Annotated in this window: 11 protein-coding genes; 2 read left to right on the top strand and 9 right to left on the bottom strand. The window is 70.8% G+C overall.

The annotated features are described in order from the left end of the window. Positions 1-2: 2 nt before the first annotated feature. The 5 genes from DTB53_RS13560 to DTB53_RS13580 form a co-directional block, all read right to left on the bottom strand. Entirely contained in the window at positions 3-896 is an 894-nt protein-coding gene (locus tag DTB53_RS13560; RefSeq protein ID WP_003968820.1) for a carbohydrate ABC transporter permease, read from the bottom strand. Beyond that, the gene (locus DTB53_RS13565; protein WP_003968818.1) at positions 893-1873 is read right to left on the bottom strand and encodes a carbohydrate ABC transporter permease; all 981 of its coding nucleotides are present in this window, start codon (positions 1871-1873) and stop codon (positions 893-895) included. The genes DTB53_RS13560 and DTB53_RS13565 overlap by 4 nt, the downstream gene beginning before the upstream one ends. Before the next feature lie 2 nt (positions 1874-1875). Continuing rightward, entirely contained in the window at positions 1876-3180 is a 1305-nt protein-coding gene (locus DTB53_RS13570; protein WP_003968817.1) for an extracellular solute-binding protein, read from the bottom strand. Positions 3181-3419: 239 nt separating this feature from the next. Then, on the bottom strand, positions 3420-3713 hold the full coding sequence (locus DTB53_RS13575; protein WP_003968816.1) for a DUF3039 domain-containing protein: 294 nt from the start codon (positions 3711-3713) through the stop codon (positions 3420-3422). 121 nt (positions 3714-3834) lie between these two features. After that, complete coding sequence (locus tag DTB53_RS13580) at positions 3835-4395, bottom strand: YqgE/AlgH family protein (RefSeq protein ID WP_012380714.1); 561 nt, start codon at positions 4393-4395, stop codon at positions 3835-3837. 287 nt (positions 4396-4682) lie between these two features. Between DTB53_RS13580 and murA the strand changes: the two genes are divergently transcribed. Next, on the top strand, positions 4683-6023 hold the full coding sequence (gene murA, locus DTB53_RS13585; RefSeq protein ID WP_003968814.1) for a UDP-N-acetylglucosamine 1-carboxyvinyltransferase: 1341 nt from the start codon (positions 4683-4685) through the stop codon (positions 6021-6023). Between the two features lie 127 nt (positions 6024-6150). On the opposite strand, the gene DTB53_RS13590 is transcribed toward murA, so the two are convergent. Continuing rightward, the gene (locus DTB53_RS13590; protein ID WP_012380713.1) at positions 6151-7035 is read right to left on the bottom strand and encodes a helix-turn-helix transcriptional regulator; all 885 of its coding nucleotides are present in this window, start codon (positions 7033-7035) and stop codon (positions 6151-6153) included. Here DTB53_RS13590 and DTB53_RS13595 point away from each other — a divergent pair. Next, the gene (locus DTB53_RS13595; protein WP_042497065.1) at positions 7034-7498 is read left to right on the top strand and encodes a DUF2000 domain-containing protein; all 465 of its coding nucleotides are present in this window, start codon (positions 7034-7036) and stop codon (positions 7496-7498) included. The genes DTB53_RS13590 and DTB53_RS13595 overlap by 2 nt on opposite strands. 127 nt (positions 7499-7625) lie before the next feature. On the opposite strand, the gene DTB53_RS13600 is transcribed toward DTB53_RS13595, so the two are convergent. From DTB53_RS13600 to DTB53_RS13610, 3 genes are all read right to left on the bottom strand, one after another. Continuing rightward, the gene (locus DTB53_RS13600) at positions 7626-7907 is read right to left on the bottom strand and encodes an HU family DNA-binding protein (RefSeq protein ID WP_003968811.1); all 282 of its coding nucleotides are present in this window, start codon (positions 7905-7907) and stop codon (positions 7626-7628) included. Between the two features lie 377 nt (positions 7908-8284). Further along, on the bottom strand, positions 8285-9721 hold the full coding sequence (locus DTB53_RS13605) for an NAD-dependent malic enzyme (RefSeq protein WP_012380711.1): 1437 nt from the start codon (positions 9719-9721) through the stop codon (positions 8285-8287). Between the two features lie 460 nt (positions 9722-10181). Next, positions 10182-12563, bottom strand: a complete 2382-nt coding sequence (locus DTB53_RS13610; protein ID WP_012380710.1) for a HelD family protein — start codon at positions 12561-12563, stop codon at positions 10182-10184. Positions 12564-12583 lie beyond the last annotated feature (20 nt).

The following is a 12583-nucleotide window of genomic DNA, read 5'->3' on the forward strand; positions in this document are numbered from 1 at the left end:
CGTCAGTCCTTTACCGCTCCGCCCAGTCCGGAGACGAGGCGTCGCTGTACGAGTACGAAGAAGACCAGTACGGGGATGGTCATCACCGTCGAGGCTGCCATGATCCCTCCCCAGTCGTTCTCGTCCGGTTTGAAGAAGACCAGCAGCGCCATGGGCAGCGTCGACTGGGAGGTGTCGCTGATGATGAACGACTTCGCGAACAGGAAGTCGTTCCAGGTGGTGATGAAGGAGAAGACGCTGGTCGCCACGAGCCCCGGGAAGACCAGCGGGAAGAGGATCTGCCACAGGAAGCGGGTGCGGCTGGCCCCGTCGATGTAGGCGGCCTCCTCCAGCGCCTCGGGGACGGCCTTGACGAAGCCGCGCAGCATCCAGATGGCGAACGGCAGGGAGAAGGCGAGGTGCGGCAGGATCAGCGAGCCGAGCGTGTTGAGCTGGCCGAAGTCCCGCATCAGGAAGAACAGCGGGATCGTCAGCGCCTCCACCGGCACCATCTGGGCGACCAGGAACATGATCAGCAGCGTGGTGCGGAACTTGAAGCGGAAGCGGGTCACGGCGGTGGCGGCGAGGAACGCGACCAGCGCCGAGAGCACGACGACGGTGCCCGCCACCAGCAGGCTGTTGAGGAAGTAGCGGCCGAAGTCCTGCTGTTCGAAGACCCGGCGGAACGAGTCGAGCGAGGGCGACAGCGTCCAGGGGCGGGCGTCGGTGGACTGGATCTCCCCGGCCGGTTTGAAGGCGGAGAGCACCATCCAGTAGAGGGGGAAGGCGACCGCGACGGCGATCAGCAGGGCGGCGGCCTCCGCGGCCAGCCTGCCGGGCCGTTTGACGCGCAGGAGCCTGGCGATGCCGCCGCCGCGCGTCGCGCCGCTCGCGGGACTGCCGGTGGTCGCGCTCACAGTTCCTCCCCCTGGCGCCGCATCAGGCGCAGATAGACCAGCGTGACGGCCAGCAGGATCACCAGCATCACGACGCCGATCGCGGATCCGAGGCTGTACTGCGAGGACGCGAACGCCTTCTGGTACGCGTACACGTTGAGCACCAGGTTCTGGCCGGCGATGCCGCCGCCGTTGGTCATGACGTAGATCTGGGTGAAGACCTTGAAGTCCCAGATGATCGACTGGATGGTGACGACGATCAGGATGGGCTTGAGCATCGGCGCCATGATGGTGCGCCAGATCCGCCACTGGGACGCGCCGTCCAGCGAGGCGGCCTCCAGCACCTCGGTCGGGATGGCCCGGATGCCCGCGTACACGGTGACCATCACGAACGGGAACGAGCACCACAGGACGGCGAAGAGGACCACGGCGAAGGCGCTGTAGCGCCCGTACATCCAGGAGAAGTCGCCGAGCCCCAGCATCTTGTTGACCGGTCCGAAGTCGGGGTCGAAGAGGAAGACCCAGACGGTGGAGCCGGTGATCGCGGGGGTGGCCCAGGCGCCGAGCGCGGCCATCATCAGCGCGAGCCGGGGCACGGCGCGGACGCGGGTGAGCAGGACGGCCAGCGCGCAGCCGACGATCAGGGTGGACACCACGCAGGCCGCGGCGAAGACCACGGTGGCGAGGAGGACCTGCCAGAACTGGCTGTCGTTGAAGAGGGTGGTGTAGTTGCCGAAGCCCTGGAAGGTGGTGGGTTCGCCGCCGCTGACCTGGGCCTGGGTGTACTCCAGGAACGAGATCAGACCGAGTTGGTAGATCGGGTAGACCAGCAGTCCGGCGAGCAGGACGAGCGCCGGCAGGAGGTAGAGCCACGGGGTCCAGCCGGAGCGGTTGGCGGGCGAGCCGGACCGGCCGCGCCGGGGCGGGCGGGCGGCCGGGGTGCGACCGCCCTTCCCGGCCGCGGGCGGCACCTTGAGCGAGGTGGTGGGCGTGGTCATCGTCAGCCCGCGTCGGTGAAGGCGGTGTCCATCTTCTTCGCCGCGTCGTCCGACGCCTGCTTGACGTCCTTACGGCCGGAGACGATCTCCTGGAACATCGTCGGCAGGACCAGCGAGGCGTCGATCTGGCCCCAGGCGGGCGAGGCGGGGACGAACTTGGCGCCCGCGCCCAGGGTCTGGACGAACGGGGCGACGAAGGGCTCCTTCTTCGCCGCGTTGTCCAGGACGTCGGTGTAGGTGGGCAGGAAGCCCATCGCGTCGAACATCTCGGCCTGGGCCTTCTTGCCGCTGAGCGACTTCATCAGGTCGACGGCGAGGGTGCGGTGCGAGCTGCTCTTGAGGACGCCGAGGTTGTTGCCTCCGGCGAAGGCGGGGGCGATGGAGTTCTTGGCGACGCCGGGCAGCGGGACGACGGCGTACTTGCCCTTGACCGCGCCCGCCTCGACGGCCGCGTGGCTGAAGTCGCCGCCGATGGCCATGGCGGCCTTGCCGGAGGCGAAGGCGGTCACGGTGGCGTTGCCGCCCATGGAGGCGCACTTGGCGGCCGGGCAGTTGTCGTCGCCGAAGAGGGAGGTGTAGGCCTCGATGCCCTTGCGGGACTTCTCGCTGTTGATGCCCGACCTGTACGTCCCGCCGGTCTCGCCGGCGAGTTCGCCGCCGTTGGCCCAGATGAAGGGCATCGCGCCGTAGGTGTACGCGCCGCCGACCGCGAGGCCGTAGAGGTCGGGCTTGGCCTTGCGGATCTTCTTGGCGGTGGAGATCAGCTCGGCCTGCGACTTGGGGGCCTCGATGCCGAGTTCCTCGAAGACGTCGGTGCGGTAGTAGAGGGCCCGGACGCCGACGAAGAAGGGCGCGCCGTAGACCTTGTCGCCGACGGTGACGGACTGCTTGGCGATCGGGTCGGTGTCCTTGGCCTCGTCCCAGGCGCCGAACTCCTCGGTGATGTCCGCGAGTCCGCCGTCCTTGACGTATCCGGCGGTGTCGGAGTTGCCGTACTCGATGAGGTCCGGGGCGCTCTTGGGGTCGTTGAACGCGGCCTTGATCCGCTGTGCGCGGGTGTCGACCGGTATGTACTCGACCTCGACCTCGGTGCCCTTGTGGGCCTTCTCGAACGCGGCGACGGCCGTGTCGACGACCTTCTCCTTGGGCTTGTTGCCGACCTCCTGGAAGAGCCAGACACGGAGCGTGCCGCTCTTGTCGTCACCCTTCGCACTGGTGTCGGAGGTCTGCGGCGCACAGGCGGTGGCGGTGAGGCCGGCCAGCACAAGCGCCGCAGCCGGGGCGGCAATTCGGGCAGAAAGCTTCATCCGGAACCCCTACCGGTCATTCGTTGCATCATGTGCAACGTGCGTTTCGTTCTGCACAACTGGCAGGAGAGTAGATCCGCGTTCCGAAGACGACAAGTGGTCTCGACCACTCTGTGACCAGCGAATGCAGCCCGTGCAACGCGACGGAATCGTGACTCAGGGTGACCGGGCAAGCGGAAGGCCCCCGGGACACGCGGTGACGCGTGTCCCGGGGGCCTGACGGCAGGTGCGGTCCGGACCTACTTCTTGTCCTTGCCGCCCTTGCCCTTGTCCTTGTCGCCGCCGGCGCCCATGGACTCGTAGATCTCCTTGCACATGGGGCAGACCGGGTACTTCTTGGGATCGCGCCCCGGCACCCAGACCTTCCCGCACAGCGCGACCACGGGAGTGCCCTCCAGGGCACTCGCCATGATCTTGTCCTTCTGGACGTAATGGGCGTAGCGCTCGTGGTCGCCGTCACCCCTCGACACCTGCGGCGTCGGCTCGACGAGGGTCCCCGTACCTGCCCCGCGATCGGGCTCAAGAGTGCTCATAACCGCCAAGGGTACTGAAAGAGGCGGCCTCCGGTTGAGTGAAGGGCCACCCCCGGTCGAGCGGAGGTTCGTCCCGCAGGTGAACGAAGGGCCGCACCTCGGCCGAGAGACGGTTCGTCGCTCAGTTGAGCGAAGGGTCGTCCGGATACGTGGCGATCATCGCGAGCTCGCTGCGCTGGCGGCGGAGCACCGCGCGCCAGAGCCGCTCGGGGCACGGGGAGGAGACGTCGCCGGGCTCCGACTCGACCACGTACCACGCGCCCTCGTTCAGCTCGCCCTCCAGCTGGCCGGGGCCCCAGCCCGCGTACCCGGCGAAGATCCGCAGCGAGCCGAGGGCGGGGCCGAGCAGCTCGGGCGGGGTCTCCAGATCGACCAGGCCGATCGCCCCGTGCACCCGCCGCCAGCCGAGCGGGCCCTCGTCGCCGGGGATCACCGCCACCCCGAGCGCGGAGTCGAGCGAGACCGGGCCGCCCTGGAAGACGACGTCCGGCTCACCGGTCAGGCCGGCCCAGGACGCGAGGATGTCGCCGACGCCCACCGGGGTCGGGCGATTGAGGATCACACCGAGGGAGCCCTCCTCGTCGTGGTCGAGGAGCAGCACCACCGCCCGGTCGAAATTCGGGTCCGTGAGGGCGGGCGCGGCCACGAGCAGCCGCCCTGTGAGCGAGGACACCTCCGTCATGGCAGGAATGATCCCGCATCTTCACCCTCCACGGGGGTCGAGTGACAGTGATGCCGCCCTCAGGAGAGCGAGCGCAGCTCAGGGCGCACGGAGGCACGGGGAGCGCACCGGCGGGCGGCGTCGCGGTGGTCCATCCGGACGGTAACCCTCCGCAAGATCGGGTGCGCGGAGGGTGTTGTGGCGGATTCATGACGTTCGTACACCCCCCTTCGTCTTACTGAACGGGGGTAGGAGGCCATTACCCTTTTCGTTGGCCCCCTGCCCGACCACTCCGGAACGCGAGATACATGACCGGCACAGACGATGTCCTGCTTGTCCACGGCGGAACCCCGCTGGAGGGCGAGATCCGCGTCCGAGGCGCCAAGAACCTGGTGCCGAAGGCCATGGTCGCCGCGCTGCTCGGCAGCGGGCCCAGCCGCCTCCGCAACGTTCCCGACATCCGTGACGTACGGGTGGTCCGGGGGCTCCTCCAGCTCCACGGCGTCACCGTCCGCCCCGGCGACGAGCCGGGCGAACTGATCCTCGACCCCTCGCACGTCGAGTCGGCCAACGTCGCCGACATCGATGCCCACGCGGGTTCGTCGCGCATCCCGATCCTGTTCTGCGGCCCGCTGCTGCACCGCCTCGGCCACGCCTTCATCCCGGGCCTGGGCGGCTGCGACATCGGCGGCCGGCCGATCGACTTCCACTTCGAGGTGCTGCGCCAGTTCGGCGCGACCATCGAGAAGCGGGCGGACGGCCAGTACCTGGAGGCCCCGCAGCGGCTGCGCGGCACCAAGATCCGGCTGCCGTACCCCTCGGTGGGCTCCACCGAGCAGGTGCTGCTCACCGCCGTCCTGGCCGAGGGCGTCACCGAGCTGTCCAACGCGGCCGTCGAGCCGGAGATCGAGGACCTCATCTGCGTTCTGCAGAAGATGGGCGCGATCATCTCCATGGACACCGACCGGACCATCCGGATCACCGGTGTCGACAAGCTCGACGGCTACACGCACCGCGCGCTCCCGGACCGGCTGGAAGCGGCTTCCTGGGCGTCGGCGGCGCTGGCGACCGAGGGCAACATCTATGTGCGCGGCGCCCAGCAGCGCTCGATGATGACCTTCCTGAACACCTACCGCAAGGTCGGCGGCGCCTTCGAGATCGACGACGAGGGCATCCGCTTCTGGCACCCGGGCGGCGCGCTCAACGCCATCGCCCTGGAGACGGACGTGCACCCCGGCTTCCAGACGGACTGGCAGCAGCCCCTGGTGGTCGCGCTGACGCAGGCGGCCGGCCTGTCGATCGTCCACGAGACGGTGTACGAGTCGCGGCTCGGCTTCACCTCCGCGCTCAACCAGATGGGCGCGCACATCCAGCTGTACCGCGAGTGCCTCGGCGGCTCGGACTGCCGCTTCGGCCAGCGCAACTTCCTGCACTCGGCGGTCGTCTCCGGACCGACCAGGCTCCAGGGCGCCGACCTGGTCATCCCGGACCTCCGGGGCGGCTTCTCCTACCTGATCGCGGCCCTGGCGGCGCAGGGCACCTCCCGGGTGCACGGCATCGACCTGATCAACCGCGGCTACGAGAACTTCATGGAGAAGCTGGAGAAGCTCGGCGCCAAGGTCGAGCTGCCGGGCGGTTCGCTCGTCTGACCGTCCCGTGCGCCGTGAAGGCCGCACAGTGCTGCCGCACACAGCACTGCGCACCCGCGCAGTTCCCGCGTGAGCGCCCCGCCGCCCCGGCTCCGTACTCGGAGCCGGGGCGGCGGGCTGTCGGGCCTCAGAAGGGCCCCTGAAGGCCGTACGAGCGGGCATGGCGGGCATAGCGGCCCGGGGTGGTGCCCGCGATCCGCCTGAAGTGGCGGGTGAGGTGGGACTGGTCGTGGAAGCCGACGGCGGCGGCCGCCTCGCCGGGCGGCATCCCGTCGAGCAGCAGCCGGCGGGCCCGGTCGACGCGGCGGGACGTCACGTACTGGTGCGGCGCGATGGCGTACGCCGCGCTGAAGGCCCGTACGAGATGGGTGGGGTGCGCGTGGAGCAGCCGGGCGGCCTCGGCCAGGGTGACGCCCTCGCACAGCCGCTCGTCGAGGAGCTCGCGCAGATCCGGTGCGACGCCCCGGGGACCTCCCGGCGGGCCCGCCGGGAGGTCCCCGGGGCGCAGGTGCGCCCGCAGCCGCTCGCCGATGAACGCCAGGCGGCTCTCCGCCTCGAACGCGTCGCCCGGGTCCGCGAGGGCGGTGTGCAGCCGCCCGACGCGGGTGCGCAGCAGCGGGTCGGCGAGGTCGGGGGTGTCCACGGCGGGTCCGACGAGGGCCGCGTCGAGGTGCGTCATGTCCAGGTAGAGCACCCGCTTGCGGAAGCCGCCGGTGGTCGCGGGCGAGCCGTTGTGCGGGACGCCGGGCGGCAGCAGGCTCACCGTGCCGTCCGGGGTGCCCCGCTCGTGGCGGTCCAGGTCGTAGCGGACGGCGCCGTCATCGACGATCAGGAGCGTCCAGGCGTCGTGGACGTGCATGGGGTAGGCGTGCTCGGTGAACCGGGCGTGGAAGACCTCCACGACGCCGGCGACGGCCGGTCGCCAGGCCGCGACGTCCTGGATCCCCTGCCGTGCCGCCACGCCAAGAACGTACAAGACCGCGTCCGGGTCCACCGGCCAGTCTCGAACCATGAGAAACACGCAGGAGACCGAGAGCGGGGCGCCGGTCCCCGGGACCGCCCCCGTCCGCTTCGACACGAAGGTCGCGGTGCTGCTCCGGGACGACCTGGCGACCTGGCAGCGGCTGAACGTGACCGCCTTCCTGGTCAGCGGGCTGGGGACGGCGGCGCCCGAGGTGATCGGCGAGCCCTACGAGGACGCCGACGCCACGGCGTACCTGCCGATGCTGCGGCAGCCCGTACTGGTCTTCGAGGGGGCGGGGGAGACGGTGGCCGCCGCGCACGCCAGGGCGCTGTCCCGGTCGCTGACGACGGCCGTGTTCACCACCGACCTCTTCGGCACGGGCAACGACCGGGACAACCGGGCGGCCGTACGGGCGGTGGGGCGGGACGCGCTGGATCTGGTGGGTCTCGCCGTGTACGGGCCGCGCAACGCCGTGGACAAGGTCCTCAAGGGGGCGCGGATGCACCCCTGAGCCCTCCCGTGCCCGCGACTGCCCCGGGCATGGTGCGGGGGCTCCTGCGGGGCGCATGTGCCCCTGGCATGCGCGAGGGCGGCCACTCCTGGTCGGGAGTGGCCGCCCTCTGTTGCGCCGTTGGGGGTTACTTGCCCTTGGCGGCTTCCTTGAGCTTCGAGCCCGCGGAGACCTTCACGCTGTAGCCGGCCGGGATGTTGATCGGGTCGCCGGTCTGCGGGTTACGAGCGGTGCGAGCGGCACGGTGGGTGCGCTCGAAGGTCAGGAAGCCGGGGATGGTGACCTTCTCGTCGCCCTTGGCGACGATCTCACCGACGGTCTCGGCGAGCGCGGCCAGCACGGCGTCGGCGTCCTTGCGAGTCACCTCGGCGCGGTCGGCCAGGGCGGCCACCAGCTCACTGCGGTTCATGTTGTTACTCCCGTGTTCTTCTTGCCTGTGAGGCGTGAGATCGAAGCCGATGCTGCCAGGGCCCTCTGACAGTCCCCGGACCCGGGTCTGATGTCAGACCCTCTCGCCCGATTACGCATCCTGCCCCCACCAGCGGCGGGAAAGCGAATCCGGAACCCTTCGGGGTCAATGAAAAGCGCCACGGTCTGCTCGTGGTGACGCTCCGTCGACTTGGCCGAGCGGTCCGCAGCGGATGCCGGGGCCCCGCGGGGCCCGCTGCCCGCCCACCCTAAAGGGGCGTTTGGGGCGCCGCGACCCGCGACGCGCCGTACGGCACGGGCGGGTGCGGCCCGGGGTGTCCCGCGCGTACCCCGTGAGGAGCCCCCGAAACAGTGGGGTCAGACGGATGCGGAGGGGGCCGTTCCGGTGCCCGCGGCGCCCTTCGCGGCGGCCCGGACGGCTCCGGCGACCGCGCCCGCCACCTTGTCGTTGAAGACGGAGGGAATGATGTAGTTCGCGTTGACCTCGTCCTCGGCGACCACGTCGGCCAGCGCGCCGGCCGCCGCGAGCATCATCTCCGTGTTGACGGTGCGGGACTGGGCGTCCAGCAGACCGCGGAAGACACCCGGGAAGACCAGCACGTTGTTGATCTGGTTGGGGAAGTCCGAGCGGCCGGTGGCGACGACCGCGGCCGTCTGACGGGCGACCGCGGGGTCGACCTCGGGGTCCGGGTTCGCGAGCGCGAACACGATCGCGCCGTCCGCCATCGCGGCGACGTCGTCGCCGTTCAGCACGTTCGGGGCGGAGACGCCGATGAAGACGTCGGCGCCGACGACGGCCTCCTTGAGGGTGCCGGTGACGCCCTCCGGGTTGGTGTTGTCGGCGATCCAGCGCAGCGGGGAGTCGGGGTCGGCGCCGACCAGGTCCTCGCGTCCGGCGTGCACCACACCGTGGATGTCGGCGACGACGGCGTGCTTGACGCCGGCGGCGATGAGCAGCTTGAGGATGGCCGTACCGGCCGCTCCCGCACCGGACATGACGACCCGTACGTCCCCGACGTTCTTGCCCACCACGCGCAGGGCGTTGGTGAGGGCGGCCAGCACGACGATCGCGGTGCCGTGCTGGTCGTCGTGGAAGACGGGGATGTCGAGGGCCTCGCGCAGCCGGGCCTCGATCTCGAAGCAGCGCGGCGCGGAGATGTCCTCCAGGTTGATGCCGGCGAAGCCGGGGGCGATGGCCTTGACGATGGCGACGATCTCGTCGGTGTCCTGGGTGTCCAGGCAGATCGGCCAGGCGTCGATGCCGGCGAAGCGCTTGAAGAGGGCCGCCTTGCCCTCCATGACGGGCAGCGAGGCCATCGGGCCGATGTTGCCGAGGCCGAGCACCGCGGAACCGTCCGTCACAACTGCGACGGAGTTGCGCTTGATGGTGAGGCGGCGCGCGTCCTCGGGGTTCTCGGCGATGGCCATGCAGACCCGGGCGACGCCGGGGGTGTAGACCATCGACAGGTCGTCACGGTTGCGGATGGGGTGCTTGGACGCCATCTCGATCTTGCCGCCGAGGTGCATGAGGAACGTACGGTCGGAGACCTTCCCCAGCGTGACGCCCTCGATGCCGCGCAGACCTTCGACGATCTCGTCCGCGTGCGAGGTGGAGGTCGCGGCGATGGTGACGTCGATCCGCAGCTTCTCGTGGCCCGAGGCGGTGACGTCGAGGCCGGTGACCGAGCCCCCGGAGGACTCCACGGCCGTGGTGAGCTGGGAGACCGCGGTGCCGCTCGCGGGCACCTCCAGCCTGACCGTCATCGAGTACGAGACGCTGGGCGCCGTTGCCATGGCCGAGTCCTTCGCTTTCCTTAGCTTCATTGCCGCACATCCGGAACCCGCGTTCCGGACACGCTTCCCGATCGTCGCACCTACCGGTGAGTAGCCGGTAATGACTGCCGTCTTTCGGAAAGTGGTTTCCACCATACGAGAAACTACCCGTTCGGCGGAACCCCCAACAGGTCCCGAACCGGCGGGGCGGTGCGGGGAACGGGACAGGGTCCGTGGCGAACGGAGGAGCGCGGAGCCCGTGAAACAAGAACAGACCCGCGCCACCAACAGGTGACGCGGGTCTGTCCTTCTCGTGTCAGGTGGCACCGACCCGCCATGCTCGCCTCGCGGCAAGTGGTCGCTCGAAGCGACGAAGGTTGGGCCCGGGGGCTTGGATCGGGCCGGTGCCACTACCAAGGTAACAAAGACCCCCGAGAAGTGATTCCCGTGCGCCGGGTTGACTCTTCGAGCCCCTTCGGCGTCAGTCCCTCAGCAGGTCCGGCACCCCGTCCTCGTCCGGCATGTCCCGCTCCCCCGAGACCACCGTGAGCTGCTGCGTCGCCCGGGTCAGCGCCACGTACAGCACCCGCAGACCGGCCGGGGACTCGTCCGCGATCTCCGCGGGCGAGACGACCACCGTGGCGTCGTACTCCAGCCCCTTGGCCTCCAGGCTGCCCAGCGCCACCGCCCGCTCCCCCAGCTCGGCGAGCCACTCACGCGCCTGGGCGCGCCGGTTCATCGCGACGACCACGCCGACCGTGCCGTCCACCTCCGCGAGCAGCCTGGCGGCCTCCTCACGGACCGTGGCGGCCAGGCCCCCGCCGCGCACCGGCTCGAAGCGCGGCACCACGCCGGTCGAGCGGACCGCCGCCGGGGACTCCATGCCGGGCATCGCCAGCGCCAGCACCTTGGCGGCCAGCTCCGCGATCTCCGCCGGGTTGCGGTAGTTGACGGTGAGGGTGAAGCGGCGGCGCGGCCGGGAGCCGAGCGCCTCGTCCCGGGCCGCGGCGGCCTCGTCCGGGTCGGACCAGGAGGACTGGGCCGGGTCGCCGACGATCGTCCAGGTGGCGTGCCGGCCCCGGCGGCCGACCATGCGCCACTGCATCGGGGTGAGGTCCTGCGCCTCGTCGACGATGACGTGGGCGTACTCGGTGCGCTCGGCCGCGAGCCGCTCGGCCCGCTCCCACTGGGTCTCCTCGCGCTGCGGCATCAGCTCCTCCAGACCGGTGAGCTGGTCCAGCGGGTCCGCCTCGCGCTTGCGCCTGGGCCGGTTCGGGGTGCCCAGGAGCGCCTGGAGCTCGTCCAGGAGCGCCACGTCGTGGACGGAGAGCGGACCGCCGCCGTCCGCGTCCAGCCGCTTCAGGGAGCGGGCCAGGCGGCGCGTCTCGCCCTGGTTGAGAATGCGCCGCGACCAGCGGGCCAGCCTGCGCTCGTCGGCCATCGCGGCCAGCACGCGGCGCGGTGTCAGCTCCGGCCACCAGGCGTCGAGGAACTCCAGGAACGGGGTCTCGGTGGAGACGTCCTCGTCGAACGAGGAGCGCAGCTCCGCGACCAGCTGGGGGTCGGTGTACCGGCCGCGTCCGGAGGACTTGCTCCACAGGGCGTCCAGCAGCAGTTTGCGGGCGCGCGGGCGCAGCAGGTTGACCGGGGCGGTGCCGCCCAGCGCGTTGTGGCGGACGCGCTGGAGTTCGTCGGCCTCCAGCTCGACCCGGGCCCCGAAGGCGACGACGCGCAGCCGGGTCGGGGGCGTCGCGGCACTCCCCTGCCCGGGCTCCTCGCCGAAGGCGAGCTGGCCGGCCTCCTCCCGCGGGGCCGTGGGCCGCCCCTGCTCCAGCGCGCCCCGGGCGGCCTTGCGCAGCACGTGGAGCATCCGGGAGGAGCCCTTGATCCGGGCCACGGCGGGCTCGTCGTAGGCGGTGGCTCCCTCCGGGCCCGCCGCGTCGTCGGAGAGCGAGCCGATCGCGCGGATCGCGACCTGGCCCTCCTCGCCGAGGGAGGGCAGCACCCCTTCCGTGTACGCGACCAGGAGCGGGGTGGGCGAGACGATCAGGATGCCGCCCGCGTACCGCCGCCGGTCCTGGTAGAGGAGGTAGGCCGCCCGGTGCAGGGCGACGGCGGTCTTGCCGGTGCCGGGGCCGCCGGTGACCTCGGTGACGGAGGCGGCGGGGGCCCGGATGACCAGGTCCTGTTCGGCCTGGATGGAGGAGACGATGTCCCGCATGGTGTGGCTGCGGGCCTGGCCGAGCGCCGCCATCAGCGCGCCGTCCCCGATCACCGGCAGCTTCTCGCCGTCCAGGAACGCCGTCAGCTCCGGGCGCATCAGGTCGTCCTCGACCCCGAGGACCTTGCGGCCCTTGGAGCGGATGACCCGGCGGCGTACGACGCGGCCCGGTTCCTTCGGGGTGGAGCGGTAGAACGGGGCGGCGGCCGGGGCCCGCCAGTCGATCACCAGCGGGGCGTAGTCGGAGTCCAGGACCCCGATCCGGCCGATGTGGAGCGTCTCCGCGATGTCGGCGGTGGCGTCCTCCCGCACGGTGTCGTCGGCCGGCTCCACGGAGGTGTACGCGCCGTCCGGGCCGCGCTCCCCGTCCTTGCCGAGCAGCAGGTCGATCCTCCCGAAGAGGAAGTCCTCGAACTCGCTGTTCAGCCGGTTGAGGTGGATCCCCGCCCGGAACACCTGGGCGTCCCGCTCCGCGAGCGCGCCGGGGGTCCCGACCTGGCCGCGCTTGACGGCGTCGTCCATAAGAAATTCCGCCTCGTGGATCTTCTCTTCGAGGCGGTGATAAACACGGTCGAGATGCTCCTGCTCGACACCGATTTCCCGGTCCCGCAGCGATTCGACAGCGGCATCCTGCGCGGCCACCGAGGCCCCCTTCTTAACAG

The organism is Streptomyces griseus (assembly GCF_900460065.1).
GTDB lineage: Bacteria > Actinomycetota > Actinomycetes > Streptomycetales > Streptomycetaceae > Streptomyces > Streptomyces griseus.

Coding starts and splice junctions, on each gene's coding strand:
- DTB53_RS13590 (WP_012380713.1), bottom strand. CDS start 7,035: ATGGTTCGAGACTGGCCGGTGGACCCGGACGCGGTCTTGTACGTTCTT.
- DTB53_RS13580 (WP_012380714.1), bottom strand. CDS start 4,395: ATGACGGAGGTGTCCTCGCTCACAGGGCGGCTGCTCGTGGCCGCGCCC.
- DTB53_RS13570 (WP_003968817.1), bottom strand. CDS start 3,180: ATGAAGCTTTCTGCCCGAATTGCCGCCCCGGCTGCGGCGCTTGTGCTG.
- DTB53_RS13605 (WP_012380711.1), bottom strand. CDS start 9,721: ATGGCAACGGCGCCCAGCGTCTCGTACTCGATGACGGTCAGGCTGGAG.
- DTB53_RS13595 (WP_042497065.1), top strand. CDS start 7,034: ATGAGAAACACGCAGGAGACCGAGAGCGGGGCGCCGGTCCCCGGGACC.
- DTB53_RS13600 (WP_003968811.1), bottom strand. CDS start 7,907: ATGAACCGCAGTGAGCTGGTGGCCGCCCTGGCCGACCGCGCCGAGGTG.
- DTB53_RS13565 (WP_003968818.1), bottom strand. CDS start 1,873: ATGACCACGCCCACCACCTCGCTCAAGGTGCCGCCCGCGGCCGGGAAG.
- DTB53_RS13575 (WP_003968816.1), bottom strand. CDS start 3,713: ATGAGCACTCTTGAGCCCGATCGCGGGGCAGGTACGGGGACCCTCGTC.
- murA (WP_003968814.1), top strand. CDS start 4,683: ATGACCGGCACAGACGATGTCCTGCTTGTCCACGGCGGAACCCCGCTG.